This window comes from Serratia sp. ID 25-353 (assembly GCF_054792795.1).
Genome location: NZ_CM139236.1, coordinates 986,098 through 1,001,973, shown reverse-complemented (window position 1 = coordinate 1,001,973; position 15,876 = coordinate 986,098). Strand labels below are relative to the sequence as shown.

At 61.0% G+C, this 15,876-nt stretch carries 16 protein-coding genes; 5 read left to right on the top strand and 11 right to left on the bottom strand.

The window, feature by feature from the left end; all coding sequences use genetic code 11:
- Positions 1 to 396, bottom strand: a complete 396-nt coding sequence (locus ACYF6X_RS04760) for a (R)-mandelonitrile lyase (protein ID WP_130017221.1) — start codon at positions 394 to 396, stop codon at positions 1 to 3.
- 172 nt (positions 397 to 568) lie between these two features.
- Between ACYF6X_RS04760 and ACYF6X_RS04755 the strand changes: the two genes are divergently transcribed.
- Positions 569 to 1,462, top strand: a complete 894-nt coding sequence (locus ACYF6X_RS04755) for a LysR family transcriptional regulator (protein WP_130017220.1) — start codon at positions 569 to 571, stop codon at positions 1,460 to 1,462.
- On the opposite strand, the gene ACYF6X_RS04750 is transcribed toward ACYF6X_RS04755, so the two are convergent.
- The gene (locus tag ACYF6X_RS04750) at positions 1,459 to 2,442 is read right to left on the bottom strand and encodes an aldo/keto reductase (RefSeq protein WP_130017219.1); all 984 of its coding nucleotides are present in this window, start codon (positions 2,440 to 2,442) and stop codon (positions 1,459 to 1,461) included. The genes ACYF6X_RS04755 and ACYF6X_RS04750 overlap by 4 nt on opposite strands.
- Positions 2,443 to 2,747: 305 nt before the next feature.
- Between ACYF6X_RS04750 and pqqU the strand changes: the two genes are divergently transcribed.
- From pqqU to ACYF6X_RS04730, 4 genes are all read left to right on the top strand, one after another.
- Entirely contained in the window at positions 2,748 to 4,901 is a 2,154-nt protein-coding gene (gene pqqU, locus ACYF6X_RS04745; protein ID WP_175089941.1) for a TonB-dependent receptor PqqU, read from the top strand.
- A gap of 147 nt (positions 4,902 to 5,048) precedes the next feature.
- Positions 5,049 to 7,421, top strand: coding sequence for a glucose/quinate/shikimate family membrane-bound PQQ-dependent dehydrogenase (locus tag ACYF6X_RS04740; protein WP_107226453.1), 2,373 nt, complete (start codon positions 5,049 to 5,051; stop codon positions 7,419 to 7,421).
- Between the two features lie 229 nt (positions 7,422 to 7,650).
- The gene (locus tag ACYF6X_RS04735; protein ID WP_063990423.1) at positions 7,651 to 7,836 is read left to right on the top strand and encodes a hypothetical protein; all 186 of its coding nucleotides are present in this window, start codon (positions 7,651 to 7,653) and stop codon (positions 7,834 to 7,836) included.
- A complete protein-coding gene (locus tag ACYF6X_RS04730; protein WP_063990424.1) occupies positions 7,833 to 8,012 on the top strand; it encodes a hypothetical protein in 180 nt (59 codons plus the stop codon). The genes ACYF6X_RS04735 and ACYF6X_RS04730 overlap by 4 nt, the downstream gene beginning before the upstream one ends.
- 33 nt (positions 8,013 to 8,045) lie before the next feature.
- On the opposite strand, the gene ACYF6X_RS04725 is transcribed toward ACYF6X_RS04730, so the two are convergent.
- The 9 genes from ACYF6X_RS04725 to ACYF6X_RS04685 form a co-directional block, all read right to left on the bottom strand.
- The gene (locus ACYF6X_RS04725; protein WP_063990425.1) at positions 8,046 to 8,654 is read right to left on the bottom strand and encodes a helix-turn-helix transcriptional regulator; all 609 of its coding nucleotides are present in this window, start codon (positions 8,652 to 8,654) and stop codon (positions 8,046 to 8,048) included.
- A gap of 121 nt (positions 8,655 to 8,775) precedes the next feature.
- On the bottom strand, positions 8,776 to 9,597 hold the full coding sequence (locus ACYF6X_RS04720; protein WP_233221865.1) for an MrpH family fimbial adhesin: 822 nt from the start codon (positions 9,595 to 9,597) through the stop codon (positions 8,776 to 8,778).
- A 73-nt stretch (positions 9,598 to 9,670) separates the two neighbouring features.
- Complete coding sequence (locus tag ACYF6X_RS04715; protein WP_130017218.1) at positions 9,671 to 10,213, bottom strand: fimbrial protein; 543 nt, start codon at positions 10,211 to 10,213, stop codon at positions 9,671 to 9,673.
- A gap of 14 nt (positions 10,214 to 10,227) precedes the next feature.
- Entirely contained in the window at positions 10,228 to 10,719 is a 492-nt protein-coding gene (locus ACYF6X_RS04710) for a fimbrial protein (protein ID WP_063990427.1), read from the bottom strand.
- A gap of 15 nt (positions 10,720 to 10,734) precedes the next feature.
- A complete protein-coding gene (locus tag ACYF6X_RS04705; protein ID WP_063990428.1) occupies positions 10,735 to 11,229 on the bottom strand; it encodes a fimbrial protein in 495 nt (164 codons plus the stop codon).
- 9 nt (positions 11,230 to 11,238) lie between these two features.
- Complete coding sequence (locus tag ACYF6X_RS04700; protein ID WP_209007969.1) at positions 11,239 to 11,868, bottom strand: fimbrial protein; 630 nt, start codon at positions 11,866 to 11,868, stop codon at positions 11,239 to 11,241.
- 48 nt (positions 11,869 to 11,916) lie between these two features.
- A complete protein-coding gene (locus ACYF6X_RS04695) occupies positions 11,917 to 12,675 on the bottom strand; it encodes a fimbria/pilus periplasmic chaperone (protein ID WP_130017217.1) in 759 nt (252 codons plus the stop codon).
- A gap of 33 nt (positions 12,676 to 12,708) precedes the next feature.
- The gene (locus tag ACYF6X_RS04690; RefSeq protein WP_063990429.1) at positions 12,709 to 15,234 is read right to left on the bottom strand and encodes an outer membrane usher protein; all 2,526 of its coding nucleotides are present in this window, start codon (positions 15,232 to 15,234) and stop codon (positions 12,709 to 12,711) included.
- A gap of 61 nt (positions 15,235 to 15,295) precedes the next feature.
- On the bottom strand, positions 15,296 to 15,841 hold the full coding sequence (locus ACYF6X_RS04685; RefSeq protein ID WP_063990448.1) for a fimbrial protein: 546 nt from the start codon (positions 15,839 to 15,841) through the stop codon (positions 15,296 to 15,298).
- Between the last annotated feature and the right edge of the window lie 35 nt (positions 15,842 to 15,876).

Below are 15,876 nucleotides of genomic sequence, written 5' to 3'. Positions count from 1 at the left end.
TTATTGCCGATACTCCGCCTCGCTGACCGGCTCCAGCCAGGTCACCGGGCTGCCGTCCACCGCTTCGGCGATGGCGATATGGGTCATGGCGGTGTCCGGCGTTGCACCGTGCCAATGTTTGACGTCAGCCGGGATCCAGACGATATCGCCGGGATACATTTCCTGCGTGGTCTCGCCCCACATCTGGATCCAACCGCGACCCTGGGTGACGATCAGCGTCTGGCCGAGCGGATGCGTATGCCAGGCCGTGCGGGCGCCGGGTTCGAAGGTGACAGTCGCGCCGCCCACCCTGGCCGGCGCGTCACCGGCGAACGGCGCGTCAATGCGTACCTGCCCGGTAAAGTAATCCGCCGAACCACGCTGTGAGGGGATAGAACCGCTGCGTTGTATTTTCATCTGTCGTGTCCTCCACGTCGGCTTTCCAACCTACGCTGATAGTTATGAGTCAGTGATGCCAAGATAGCGCCATGCTTTTCCGGCGACTAGCGGGTAAAATGTGCAAGGAGCTATGAGTTAAATTCATAAATCTACGCGCGACAGTGCGCTCACCTTCCTCTTCGATACCGGTATGTTGAAAGAAAACTTTAACGATCTGATCGCTTTCCTGATGGTGGCCAGGGAGCGCAGCTTCACCAAAGCGGCAGCGCAGCTTGGGGTTTCCCAATCGGCGCTCAGCCACGCCATTCGCGGGCTGGAAGAGCGCCTGGCGCTGCGCTTGCTCACGCGCACCACCCGCAGCGTCGCCCCCACCGAGGCCGGCGAACGGCTGCTCAACAGCATCGGTCCACGCTTGGCGGAGATAGAAAACGAGCTGAACGCGCTGGGTGAAATGCGCGATCGGCCCGCCGGCAACATCCGCATCACCGCCGGCGAACACGCGGTGGATGCGGTGCTGTGGCCGGTGCTGCGCACTTTTCTCGTCGATTACCCGGATATCAACGTGGAAATCACCGTCGATAACAGCCTGACCGACATCGTCGCCGGGCGTTTCGACGCCGGCATCCGGCTGGGAGAACAGGTGGCGAAGGACATGGTCGCGGTGCGCATCGGGCCGGACATGCGCATGGTACCCGTCGCCTCGCCCGCTTATTTCGCCCGTTACGGCCTCCCTGCCACGCCGCAAGCGCTGCAAAATCATCGCTGCATCAACATGCGTTTGCCTACCCTCGGCGGGTTGTACGCCTGGGAATTTGCCCGCGATGGCCGGGAGATCAAAGTGCGGGTGGAGGGGCAACTGACCTTCAACAGCCTGCGCCAGCGGATCGACGCCGCGCAGCTCGGCCTCGGCATCGCCTTCGTGCCGGAAGACACCGTCGCCGAGCCGCTGGCCGACGGGCGGTTGCAGATGGCGCTGAACGACTGGTGCCCGCCGTTTCCCGGCTATTACCTTTATTATCCGAGCCGCAGGCAACACACTACCGCCTTTGCCCTGCTGATTGAGGCGCTGCGGCGCGGGGCTTAACGCCCGACGTTTTTCTGCAGATGCGCCGGGTAACGATCGCCGATCACATCAATCGCGGAGAGCGCGCGCTCAATCTCGCCCAGTTCGTCCGCCGCCAACACCACCGACGCCGCCGCGAGGTTTTCTTCCAGCCGATGGCGCTTGGTGGTTCCCGGGATCGGCACGATCCACGGCTGCTGCGCCAACAGCCAGGCCAGGGCGATCTGCGCCGGCGTCACGCCCTTGCGCTGCGCTATCTGCCCCAGCACGCTCACCAGCGCCTGATTGGCCCGGCGCGCCTCGGCGCTGAAGCGCGGCACCACGTTGCGAAAATCGCCGCTGTCAAAGGTAGTGTCTTCGGTGATGGCGCCGGTGAGAAAGCCCTTGCCGAGCGGGCTGAACGGCACCAGACCGATGCCCAGTTCGGCCAGCGTCGGCAAGATTTCACGCTCCGGTTCACGCCACCACAGCGAATATTCGCTTTGCAGCGCCGTGACCGGCTGCACCGCGTGGGCACGCCGAATGGTTTGCGCACCCGCTTCCGACAGGCCGAAGTACTTCACTTTCCCTTCGCGAATCAGTTGCTGCACCGTACCGGCCACCTCCTCGATAGGCACCTCGGGATCGACGCGGTGCTGATACAGCAAATCGATCGTCTCTACCCGCAGGCGCTTCAGCGAACCCTCCACCGCCCGGCAAATATGCTCCGGGCGGCTGTTCAACACCTGTTGCCCCGCCGGTTGCGACAGGTCGAAACCGAATTTGGTGGCGATGACGACCCGATCGCGCACCGGCGCTTCGCCCAACAATTCCTCGTTCGTGAACGGGCCGTAAATCTCCGCGGTATCGAAGAACGTCACGCCTTCATCGACCGCGGCGCGGATCAGATCGATGGCCTGCCGTTTGTCGGTGGCCGGGCCGTAGCCAAAACTCAGCCCCATGCAGCCCAGGCCCAACGCCGATACTTCCAGTCCTTCACGCCCCAACTTGCGTGTTTGCATCTTCACTCTCCCGCTGATTGATACCGGCCCCGCCTGACGCGGAGCCGCTCCGGTGTGATGACTGTAAAACGCAACTGCCGCCATGACTATGGGGCGAAATACGCTTGGGCTTATGAGCCAGGCTCATGAATCCGTTAACCGTCGCTGGGACCGGAGTTTTTGCGGGAACGTTCCTGCCCGAGATACTCTATACTGATGTCAGGATGCCTTACCCTTTTCGTTTAGCGTCATGTAGATGGAGCGACAGATGGCTAACTCTGAATCGACCTGCGATTCCCTTTCAATACCAGTGGCAGATTTATTCCATGACCAATAAGAAAAGCGCCGTGCTTACCCCGGCTGCAATGCTATTGCTACAGCCTATGTTCGCCAGCCAGGCGCTGGCGGCAGAAAATAATGAAGAAAAAAGCGACACCCTGGTGGTGATGGCGCAACCCACCGGATTGACCGAGCTGGGGTCGCCGGTGTCCGTCAGCGTGATCGACGGCCAGGACCTGCGCAACGCCGCCCCGCAGATTAACCTGTCGGAAAACCTCGGCAGCGTGCCGGGCCTGCAGCTTCAAAACCGGCAAAACTATGCGCAGGATCTGCAGCTGTCGATACGCGGGTTCGGCAGCCGCTCGATGTTCGGCGTGCGCGGGGTGCGCATGTACGTCGACGGCATTCCCGCCACCATGCCCGACGGGCAGGGGCAAACCTCCAATATCGACATCAATTCCGTCGAACGCATCGAGGTGCTGCGCGGCCCCTATTCCGCGCTGTACGGCAACGCCTCGGGCGGGGTAATCAATGTTGATACTATTACCGGCACCCAGCCGCCGACGCTGGAGGCCGGCGGCTATTTCGGCAGCGACAACACCTGGCGCTATGGGGTGAAAGCGACCGGCGCCACCGGCGACGGCACCCAGGCCGGCGACGTCAACTACGCCATCTCCGGCACCCGCTTTACCACCCAGGGCTACCGCGATCACAGCGCCGCGCGGAAAAACCTCGGCAACGGCAAGCTCGGCGTGCGGCTCGACGACGTCAGCACCCTGACGCTGATGTTCAACAGCGTCTCGATTGACGCCGGCGATCCGGGCGGCCTGACCGAGGCAGAGTGGAAGGAAAACCCGCGCCAGGCGCCGCGCGCGGATCAATACAACACCCGCAAATCGCTCGACCAGACCCAGGCCGGCCTGCGCTATCAGCGCCAGATGAGCGAGCGCGACGAACTGACGCTGACCGCCTACCACGGCGAGCGCCACACCACGCAGTATCAATCGATCCCGATGGGGCCGCAGCTCAACCCCACCCACGCCGGCGGGGTGATCGTGCTGGAAAGAAAATATCAGGGCATTGACACTCGCTGGAAGCATGAGGATACTCTCGCATCGTTACCGGTAACACTGATCGGCGGTCTGGATTATGAAACCATGACGGAACGCCGCCAGGGGTTCGAAAACTTTATTCTGCGAGACGGCACAGTGGACTACGGCGAGAAAGGCGACCAGCGGCGCAACGAGAAGAACCGCATCTGGAACCTGGATCCTTACCTGCAAACCTCCTGGCAACTGACGCCGCACTGGACGCTGGACGCCGGCCTGCGCTACAGCACGGTCAGCTTCGACTCGACCGACTATTACATCACGCCGCGCAACGGCGACGACAGCGGCAGCAAACGCTACCACCAGTGGCTGCCGATGGGCTCGCTCAACTACAAGATCAATCCGGCGTGGAACGTCTATCTCTCCGCCGGCCGCGGCTTTGAAACCCCGACCATCAACGAACTCTCCTACCGCCCCGACGGCCAGACGGGCCTCAATATCGGCCTGCAGCCGTCCACCAGCGACACCGTTGAACTCGGTAGCAAGCTGCGCCTCGGCAACGGGTTGGTGAGCGCCGCCCTGTTCCAGACCGATACCGACAACGAGTTGGTGGTGGCGGAAAGCAGCGGCGGACGCACCAGCTACGCCAATGCCGGCAAAACCCGGCGGCGCGGCCTGGAGCTGGCGCTGGATCAGGAGTTTGCGCTGGACTGGCGCCTGCATATGGCCTGGACGCTGCTGGACGCCACCTACCGCAGCGATATGTGCGGCAAAGCCGCTTGTACCCCGGCCCAGACCATTCCCGCCGGCAATCGCCTGCCGGGCATCGCACGCAACATGGGCTACGCCTCGCTGGCGTTTGCGCCGCCGGAAGGCTGGCACGCCGGCGCGGAGCTGCGCTACATGAGCGACATTCAGGCCAACGACGCCAACAGCGCGCAGGCTCCCTCTTACACCGTGGCCGGCGTAAACGCCGGCTATCGCTTTACCTGGAATCGCTGGGCGCTGGACGTGTTCAGCCGGGTGGACAATATTTTCGATCGCCGTTACGTCGGTTCGGTGATCGTCAATGAAGGCAACGGCCGCTATTTCGAGCCGGCGCCGGGTCGCAACTGGGGTGGCGGCGCCACCTTGTCTTACCGCTTTGAATAAGGCAAAGCACCTTAAGGTTAAAAGACGGGATGGGTTTTACGTCACCCTAGCGGCTTCCCGCTGAAATATTAGGGAGAAACCGCGTGTTTTTTCCGATTTGGCTTAATCTCTAAATCGGGGACTTTCATTTTTGGTAAGGGTATTGCTATGCAAAATAAAGCGTCACTATCGCCGCTTATCGTCATAACGGCGCTGTTTGCCGCCCTGAGCGGGCTTTATCTGCTCGGCGGCGGCATTTGGCTGGCCAAATTGGGCGGTTCGCTGTATTACATCATCGCCGGGCTGGTGCTGCTGGCGACCTCTTGGCTGCTGTTCCGCCGCCGCGCCACCGCGCTGCTGCTGTACGCGGTGTTCCTGCTGGGCACCACCGTTTGGGCCCTGTGGGAAGTCGGCCCGGACTTCTGGGCGTTGACGCCGCGCCTGGACGTCACCTTCTTCTTCGGCCTGTGGCTGGTGCTGCCGTTTATCTACCGTAAGCTGGTCGCCAACGGCAAGTTCGCCTATGGTGCGCTGAGCGCGGCGCTGGTCATCACCGTCATCGCGCTGGCCTATGCCGTATTCAACGATCCGCAAGAGATCAACGGCACCCTCGACGCCGCACAGGTACAGCCGAAAGACGCCACCGGCGCCGACTGGCCGGCCTATGGCCGCACCCAGGAAGGCACCCGTTACTCGCCGCTGAGCCAGATCAACGACAAAAACGTTGGCCAGCTGCAAGAGGTTTGGCGTTTCCAGACCGGCGATCTGAAGACCGCCAACGATCCGGGTGAGATCACCAACGAAGTCACGCCGATCAAGATCCGCGATACCCTTTACATGTGTACGCCACACCAGAAGCTGTTTGCGCTGGATGCTGCCACCGGTAAAGAAAAATGGAAGTTTGATCCGCAGCTGAAGTACAACCCGACCTTCCAGCACATCACCTGCCGCGGCGTGTCTTACCACGAAACCGCTGCCGCCGCAGAGGCTGCCGGCAACGCCGCGCCGGCAATGTGCGCACGCCGCATCATTCTGCCGGTCAACGACGGCCGCCTGTTCGCGCTGGACGCCGAAACCGGTAAACCGTGCCCGGACTTCGCCAACAACGGCGAGCTGAACCTGCAGAGCAACATGCCGTATGCGACGCCGGGCCACTACGAACCGACTTCACCGCCGGTGATCACCGATAACGTGATCGTCGTCGCCGGTGCCGTGACCGACAACTACTCCAATCGTGAGCCTTCCGGCGTGATCCGCGGCTTCGACGTCAACAGCGGCAAGCTGCTGTGGGCCTTCGATCCGGGTGCGAAAGATCCGAACGCCATCCCGGCGGACGAGCATCACTTCGTGCCGAACTCGCCGAACTCCTGGGCGCCGGCCGCCTATGACGCCAAGCTGGATATCGTCTATCTGCCGATGGGCGTCGCCACGCCGGACATCTGGGGCGGCAACCGCACCCCGGAAATGGAGCGCTACGCCAGCGGCCTGCTGGCGCTGAACGCCTCCACCGGCAAACTGGTCTGGTTCTATCAGACGGTCCACCACGACCTGTGGGATATGGACGTGCCTGCGCAGCCGACCCTGGCGGACATTACCGACAAGAGCGGTAAAAAAGTGCCGGTCATCTACGTGCCGACCAAAACCGGCAACATCTTCGTGCTGAACCGCACCAACGGCGAACTGGTGGTGCCGGCGCCGGAGAAACCGGTACCGCAGGGCCCGGCCAAAGGCGATCGCCTGTCGCCGACCCAACCGTTCTCCGAGCTGACCTTCCGTCCTGAGAAAAAACTGACCGGTGCGGACATGTGGGGCGCGACCATCTATGACCAACTGGTCTGCCGCGTGATGTTCCACAGCCTGCGCTATGAAGGCACCTTCACCCCGCCATCCGAGCAGGGCACGCTGGTGTTCCCGGGTAACCTGGGCATGTTCGAGTGGGGCGGCCTGGCCGTCGATACCGATCGCGAAATCGCCATCGCCAACCCGATCGCGCTGCCGTTCGTGTCCAAACTGATCCCGCGCGGCCCAGGCAACCCGATTGAGCCGCCGGAAGGCGACAAAGGCGGCAGCGGCACCGAATCCGGTGTACAGCCGCAATATGGCGTACCGTTCGGCGTTACCCTGAACCCGTTCTTGTCACCGTTCGGCCTGCCGTGCAAACAGCCGGCCTGGGGTTACATTTCCGCCGTGGATCTCAAAACCAACGACATCGTGTGGAAAAAACGCATCGGCACCGTGCGCGACAGCTCACCGCTGCCGTTGCCGTTCAAAATGGGCATGCCGATGCTGGGCGGCCCGGTGACCACCGCCGGTAACGTGTTCTTCATCGGCGCCACCGCTGACAACTATCTGCGCGCCTTCAGCGTGACCAACGGTGAAAAACTGTGGGAAGCGCGCTTGCCGGCCGGCGGCCAGGCGACGCCGATGACCTATGAGGCCAACGGCAAGCAGTACGTGCTGATCTACGCCGGCGGCCACGGTTCCTTCGGCACCAAGCTGGGCGACTACGTGGTCGCTTACGCGCTGCCCGATCAGAAGTAACCACCGCCGTTAGTACCCCGCAAAGCACGCCGCAAGGCGTGCTTTTTCTTTTTACGCCCTGCCTAATGCGCCGCCCGCAATACCCTTAATTTTTTCATTTTCATTATTGATAATAATTATCATTCGCAATATTATGAGTGCGTGGCCCCGGCAGTGGCCCGCAATCCTTCTCCACCTTAATGGGCAATACGGCAGTCGGCCGCCTGCGGGCGGCCCTATTCGGAGGCGCATGGTCGACCACACGCAAAGACACCAAAAGAAGATCCTGCAAGCGGCGGTGAAGACGCGGCGCGCCGGCCTGCCGTTCGAGCCGCCTGCCCTCGTCAATTCGCCCTTTGTCGGGCTTCCCCTTCAAACAGAGGCCGTGCTGGTACACCTGATCGGCCAAGATGACTCACAGGAGCCACCGGAATGAATGTGCAGCCTTTTACCGCCATGCTGATGTTCGCCTACGTGCTGCTGATGGTGCCGCTGCTCTACGTCATCGACAGCCGGCTGAGCGCCAGCAGATTGGTGCGCAAAGCCACGCAAAACGTCATCATCATCGCGTTGACGCTGTTGTTTTTCAGCGCGATGACCCTCCTGTATTGACGCCGCAGCGGCTCAGGCGCCTGAGCCGCGCCCTCACGGCCGCTCTACGGTTTTCAACCCGCCCATTCGCAGCCAGTGGTAGAGATCCACGTTGCGTTTGAAACCCAGTTTTCTCATCGCCGCCTGTTTGTGATTGCTGACGGTTTTCACGCTCAGGTGCAGGTTGCGCGCGATGGTGGTCTGCGGCAATTCACAGGCCAGATAGCGCATCACGTCCTGCTCACGACGGGTAATGCGCTGCCGTTCACACCAATGACACCGGCGCGCTTCACCGCCGTACGCTCGCGCCGCCATCCCCGCCAGTGCGAGGTCCAGCTGTCCGACTACGCTGCCAGGTGAGTCATTGCGGAAGATCACCCCCGCTTCGCTGATGCATCGCGGCTTATCGCGCCAGCGAGTATCGCCCGGCTCACGCAGCGCAAAGTTGATCGGTCGGCTGCCGCTCACTGAACACAGGCAGAAACGCGCCTGCCAGTCTCGTTCTACGGACTGGAACACCATATCCGCCCGGTGCGCCTGTGCGGCGTCCAGCAGTTGAACCCGCATACCTCGGCGCGAAAAATACGCCAGCAGCAGCCGCTGCAATCCTTCGATAAAGAAACGGTCATTATCGATAAACGCCAGAGTGATGGTGCTTTCCATCGGCACGCTCCCTTTGAAATAATCCTTCCCGGCCGCCGCCGAGCGTGAGTCATCCCCCCGATGGCGGGCGACTCAACGGCATAACGCGGTATCGCGACGGCGCGCGGCGCGGGTAATGCGGCTACGGCAGCGCCAGAATGGCGACCGATTGGCCCGAGTAATCACCCGCTTTGACCGTTCCGGTCACGCCGAGCGTTGAAGTGACCGGCAACGTGATGCCGCTCGTGTCGGCAGTGAACGGATACCCCTGATTGCCCAACACGCCATTGATGCGCAGCGTGCTGTAGACGCCCGAGTTGTTGCCCAGATCCAAACGGCCGTTGCTACCGGTGCGGATATACATGACGATATTCATCTTCTGCGAACACACCACCCGCAGACTGCCGCGCGCGGTATTGCCCGCCAGTTCAGTGTCCTGCAGCACCCCATGGTTCAAATCGAGCTGCTGCTCATCAATGCCGCACACCCCGACCGGCGGCGGCGCGATGCCGCAGACGCTGCTGGGCATCAGGCGCGCATTGCTTCCCGTTACCGCGGAACCGGAGCGCGTGTTGTAAAACAACCCGACGCACTCCTGAGTGATCGACTCCCCCACGTGCGAAGTGCTCCCCTGTATCGGCAATGGATAGATGCTTTGATAAAAACGGCTGAGCTCGCCCATCGTCGCCAATTGAGTAATTTGCGGATAACGCGTCGAGCCGACAACGTAGGCAGACGGTGACACCGAAGATGTGCCCCCGGTGTTGGTGCTGGTATGCCGGTGGTTAATGCCGATGGCGCAATTTGCCTGCTGATAGCAGGGATTGGGCGACAGGTCGTCCATATCCCAGCTTTCAAGCACGAACTTATAGCTAGCGTTGGAGGGAGAGCCGGTGCTTTGGGTGACGTACGAATAGATTTGTGCCGAGCACAGCCCCGGCACCAGGCCAAGCAGTAGAGACATCCATCTGAAGTGAGCACGCTGCATCGCGTCAGGTCCTTATTCTGTTTTGCCAAATACCGGGCCGGCCCGGCGTTTATTGATAGTCCAGGTTGAAAGTCGCAATGGCGTTGAACGCGCCCCGACCAATGGTCTTCTTCGCCAGCGCCTCCGGTTCGCCCCGCACGTAAGCCTGCACAGCGATTACCGTACTGCCGTTCTGCAACGGGTACTTGCCGCCGGCGCTGTTGAGCGGCAATGGCTGCCCTTGCGCGGTTTCCATACCGATGGCGATCCCGCTGGCCTCGCTGCTCGCCGCCAGCGCCAACAGCCCCGGCAACTGCGGGTTTTCCTCGCCCTTGAAGGTGATCGACACCGTTTTTCCCAGGCTCAGATCGCATTCGGACAGCCGCAGCGCGAACGGTTGGCTCAACGTGCGCTGGTTCAAGTACAGGTATTTGTCGACCACGGTGCCGAAATCCAGTTGGATATCTTCGTCGCCCGGCTGAATGACACAGGGCTCCGCCACCAGCGCGCCGTGCATATACAGATTGTCCGCCGCACGCGCCATGCCGCTCGCGCCCAGTGAAAACAGCAACAGCCCCGCCGTCGCCCAGCGGCGTCTTGGCGTCATTTTCATACGTGTTCCCTCCTTCACTGGTAGTCAGCCTGCAGGGTCGCAGTGGCGTCGAACGCCCCTTCCGTCAAGGTTTCCCCCGCCTTGCTGACCGGCACCGCTTCCAGCACCGGCGGCTTGAGCGGATCGATGGGCAGCGAACTGCCCACTTTGAATGGCGCGGCATTTTGGTAAATGCGAATGCCCAGATAACGGTGGTTGGTTTGCACCGCCGCCTCATCGAAAGACGTCGCCGTGCCGTTCAGGCTCAACATCATGTCCCACTTGCCGATCCCCGGCTCGCAGGTAATGCGATAGCCGATGGTTTGCCGGTAATTCACGCCGTCGACCTTATTGATACCGACGCGATCGCCGAAATCCACATCGATCACGCCATCATCGTTGATGGTGCAGGGCGGCGGCTCAATCAGCGTGCCGCGGAACTGCATATCGACCGTTTTATCCGCCCATGCGAAGTGGCACACCACGCCGGCGCACAGCAGCACGCTCGCCGTTAAACGCTGTTTCATGCTCTCGCTCCTGCGTTACTGATAGTCCACTTTCATCGTCGCGCCGGCGGTGAATTCGCCCGCCGTCAGTTTGGCAGCGGCCGATTTCACCGGCACCGCCTCAAGCGTCGGCGTGACGGGATAGGTAAAATTCAACCACTGATTGATCGGCCAGCGGCCTCCCCCGTGAAGCAGCGCGATACCCAGTCCGTCCTGGCTGGTGCGCAACAATTGACCGTCGAAACCGGCAGCCGCCCCCTGAACCTGCAATTTGAGAGCGTTGCTGCTCTGCCCGTTGCACGTCAGCGTATAGTTCACCGGCCGCCGATAGTTGTTGCCGTCGATCCGGGTGGTCATCACTTCATCGCCGAAATTCACCTCGATTGGCTGCCCACCGTTGATGATGCAGGGGGGCGAAAGCACGGTGACCCGGACGTTTACCAGGGTGTTCGCCTTAGCCGACAGTTGAATCAGCGCCAACAGCCCCACCAGCCAGATCGCCGTTCGGCTTCGTTTCATCTTCTGCGCCATCTCGCCGCCTCAGTCATAACTCAGCCTAAAATCCACCGCCGCCCGATAAGCGCCGGCCATCAACGGTGCCGCGGTTCGCTCCGGCGCGACGGTGTAGCTCAAGGTATTCTGCCCCGGCGTCAGCATCAGCGGCTCACCGCGGCTGCCCAGGCGAACGTCGCGGCCGCGGCCGTCCAGCAGGCGCAGCCCCAGACCAGAAACGCCCTGCGCTTTCACCAACTGTGGATTGTCCATATCCGTCGGCGCGCCGAAGCTGACCGTCACCGCCGGCTGGTTCGGCGCCCAGGTCAGCGCGCCGGTGCGCGCATCGCGCTGGCTGGTCGAGGCGCGCAGACAATCCTGCAAGCGCAGCTCGAACGCCACCGGCAGCCCGCGATCGCCGGCCTGCCGCAAGCGTGCGGTGCCGGTTTCCCCCAGCCAAATATCCTGCCGCGCGCTGGTCATCTCCAACCGACAGGCACTCTCCGTCAGCGCGCCGCGCACCTGCAACACGCCGTTGGCGCCTTCCACCTGCCAGTTGTCGGCCGCGACGGCTTTCGGCAATAGCAGCGGCAACATCAGCGCCAGGCCGCCCATCGCGGCGTAATAGCGCCATTCGCAGCGCTGCGGCAGGCTGTCCTTTTTCAGTTTTCGTTTCATCCTTTGCACCTGAGTCACTCTCCCGTCGATAACGGCCTGAACAGAGGGTTATGAAGCCGGTTTCTTTTCCGGCACCACTTTGCAACTGCCGCCGCTGCAGCTGAAACTGAGCTGCGGCCGGCCGCCGTAGTCGTTGATATAGGTCAGCACCGGGCTGCCGCCCAGGGCCGCCGCGCTCACGGTCAGCCGCGCATTGCTCTTGGGCGCGATCATGAAGGGTTCGAAACCCTGCGCGCCTTCGCCGTGCTTTTTGCTCCCGGCATCGACAATGGTGATGTAATAAGGGGTCGGGTTATTGACCTGATAGCCGTCTCCCTGGCGCGTCAGTGTCAGTTGCTCTTGCCACGGCGTCGCCATGTCGGCGCGGGTCGGCACAATCGCCGTCGGCCGGTAAAACAGCTTGATGCGCGTTTGCAGCGCGATCTGCAACGTGTTCGGTTTGTCGCTCTTCGGCGGGATCTCGCGCAAATTGAAGTAGTACAGACTCTCGCGATCCTGTGGCAGCTGCTTGGCCGCCGGCAGCGCCTGAATCTTTATCTGGCTAGGTTTGCCCGGCTCGATGCGCTGCACCGGCGGCAGCACTACCAGCGGGCTCTGAATCTTGTTGCCCTGCTCGTCCTCCAGCCACCCCTGCGCCAGATACGGCAGCTGTTTGTTCTGGTTGCTGAGGTTCAGGCTGACCGAGCTCTGGCCGCCGTCAAAGATCACCCGGGTGCGATCGAGCGCGATCGCCGCCGATGCCTGCTGCGACATCGCTGTGCTCAACAGGGCGATCGCCGCCGCGGTCTTCAGGGAAATGTTCTGCATGTTGTCGATTACTCCAGATTCAGAATGATGAATTTATTCAGCCGGGGCGAGCGGCCGGCAAGGCAGCAGCAATGTGCGCATCAGCATGTCGGTCGGCAGCGAAGACGGCAGCTGTATTTGGCACTGTGCGGCGCCATTCCAGTGGACCGTCATGGTTTCACCGGCGTTGATGCCGCTCAGGTAGACGCTGCCGCCGTCGTTGACGATGCCGGTTTCCTGTTTGCGGGCGTTCAGCACCGTAGCGCCGAACGGCGGCGTACTGCCGTCCGCCAGTTTGACGATCGCCATTGCCTTCTCACCGGCTATCACATCGAACTTGCGGTAGCCAATCGCCCCTTCGGTCAGGGTGGCCTGCACCACCGATCGGGTGGCCTCGGCGTTGTCTCCCAGCTTGTTCAGATCGATGCTGGCCTTGTTGCGATAATAGCTATTGACGTCCGCCACCACCGCCTTGCCGAAGCGGTTGGTGCTCACGGTGCTGCCGTAGCCGCGCACCGGTACCCCGGCTACGCCGTTGGTGTCCAGCAACAAGCGCGTACCGCCCATAACGGTAGAGCGATGCAGCGCGCCGCCTTCCTGCGTGACGGTCATCCCTCCCTGCGCGGACAGGCCAACGGCGCTGTAGCGACCGGCCTGATAGCTGGCGTTGGCGCTCAGACGCGCCACGTCGCCCTCGTGGTTGTAGTAGCCGTTCAAATTGGCGCCGCTACGCGCGCTGCCGGCGCTCACCTGATAGTTGTTGTGTTCGTCGACGCGGTTGTAGTACCCCACGCGATGAGTGTTGTCGTTGCGATTCACCGTGGTGTTGTAGCTGAGAGTGGCACCATTGCCCCACGGCATTGACAGCGACAGATACATGCCGTCGTCGTTGGTCTCGTTGTAACGGTTGCGATAAGCCGACAACGACAGGCTTAGGTTTTTGAAGTCGCCGATGTCGAAATAGCGCGACGCCGTCAGGCTGTAACGGTCATTGGCCGGGCGATCCCAATAAGTCTGATGGTTGTAGTTGAGGTAAGTGCTCAACCCCCAGTCGCGGAACTGCTTGTTAAAGGTGATGGTGTACATCTCCTTGTTGTTGCCGACCCGATTACCGTAATAACGCGCGTCGAGATATTCGCTCATGCTCATGTAGTCTTCTTCCGAGAAACGGTAGCCGGCGAAGGTGACCTGGCTGTCCAACTCATCGAAGGTTTTCGAATAGCTCACCCGGTAAGAACCGCCGCTCAGCGTTTTTTCCTGCTGCGGCAGGCGCGCCCGCGATTGAGTGGCGTCGAACGACAGCGCGCCGAACATCATCAGATCGCGCCCCACGCCCAGCGAAAGGGCGTTATAATCGCCGCCCGCCAACGCGCCGCCATACAACGACCAGCCGTTGCTGATGCCCCATGAGAATTCGCCGGTGCCAAACAGCGGCCCGCGAGAGTGGTGTTGCCAGTCGGACGGCTTGCCCGCCGCCAGTTTGAAACGCCACGAGCCCGGGCGGGTCAGATACGGAATGCTGGCGGTGTTCATCTTGAACGCCTGTATGCTGCCGTCTTGTTCTTCCACCCGCACATCCAACTCGCCGGAGATGGCGTCATTGATGTCCTGAATACGGAACGGCCCCGCCGCCACCTGGGTTTCATAGATCACCCGCCCCTGCTGACTGATGGTCACCTTGGCGTTGGTTTTGGCCACGCCGACCACCTCTGGCGCATAGCCGCGCAGGTTGGGCGGCAGCATATTGTCGTCGGAGACCAGACTCGCGCCTGAAAAACGGAAGCTCTCGAAAATGCCCGAATCCAAATAATCTTCACCCAGCGTCAGGCGCGAACGCAGCGCGGGGATGGCGCGATAGGCGTAATAGCGGCTCCAGTCCAACTTCTTATCGGTAGGCTGCCCGACACCGGTTTGATGGTTGAGCTGCCCCTGCCAGTCGGCGCGCAGACGCCAGGCGCCGAGGTTGGCGCCGGCGGTACCGTTGCCGCTGACGCTATACTCGCGAGTGCCCTCCTTTTGCTGATGCCGGCTTTGAGCATTGAGGTTGTAGTCGAACAACAACCCCGGAATACCCTCATCCCAGCGCGACGGCGGATCCCAGTCTTCCGAGCTGTACTCCATGTAAGCCTGCGGCACGCTCAGATAGATCGCAGCCGTCGCAAGATCGCCGCGCGACTCCATGCCCTTAAGGCTGGATTCGTCCAGACACTCACCCTGATGCCACCAGCTGAGCGATCGCATCATCTCTTGCTTCAGCCCCAATTGTTCGACCAACGCTTTGGTGATGCAGGCCCGGCTGCCGTCCGGATCGTTGTCCGGCGGATAAAACGATATTTTTTGCTCCGGTAGTTCGTTTTTATTGATATGAACCACCATGCTGTAACTCCCCGGCATAATGTAGCCGCTGCGGGAAAATTGGCTTAGGTCGATATTTTTCCGATCGTTAACATCCAGAATGTCAGTATTAAATTGAATACCGTCTTCAGCGTAAACACGCGTTGATGAACTTCCCAGCGCCAGCGTGATACATAACCCCAAAACCTGAAATCGAAATAGCTTCCCAGCAGGTGATAACATCATATCCCTAACCTTTATCGTATATTTCCGTCGTTGCGGCCCACCGTAAGCCGTAATAAAAACTTCAGTAATAATCCAGCTTGAAGCGCACCGCAGAAAAATAGCTCCCGGCATGTAGCGGTTGATTATTGGCAACCAGCTTGATGGAATAGTTGAGCGACATGCTTCCTGGTGAAATATCGCCACGCGGCAAAGGCACACCGGGCGCCACGATATTCCCTTGGCCATCGGATATTTGCAGCGCCACACCCTTCGCGTCTCCGCGCACGCCGAATAACTCGCCATCGGCATCGCCGTCAAAAACAACCTGGAATTGCTTCCAGTCAGGCAAATTGGGCTTTGGCCGTTCAAACGTGCAGTTGATTAATTCGATGGTGAATGGGCGCGTATTGCCCTGTCCATCGCGCGCGATATTTCCCAGCGGCAACACATCCATATCGATAGTCTGATCGCGACTGCCGGCGGCAATGGCGCAAGCGGTATCGATAATGGCTCCTTGCATATTCACTCGCCCCCATCCCTGAACCTTGGGAGCAGCCTGAGTGGCCGGAATAACTAGCATGGTCATCAATATGAAAGGAGACACTAAATGGTAAATAAACCGGTTCATTAAATACCCCTGACAAATACCCTTCATCCTGGGAA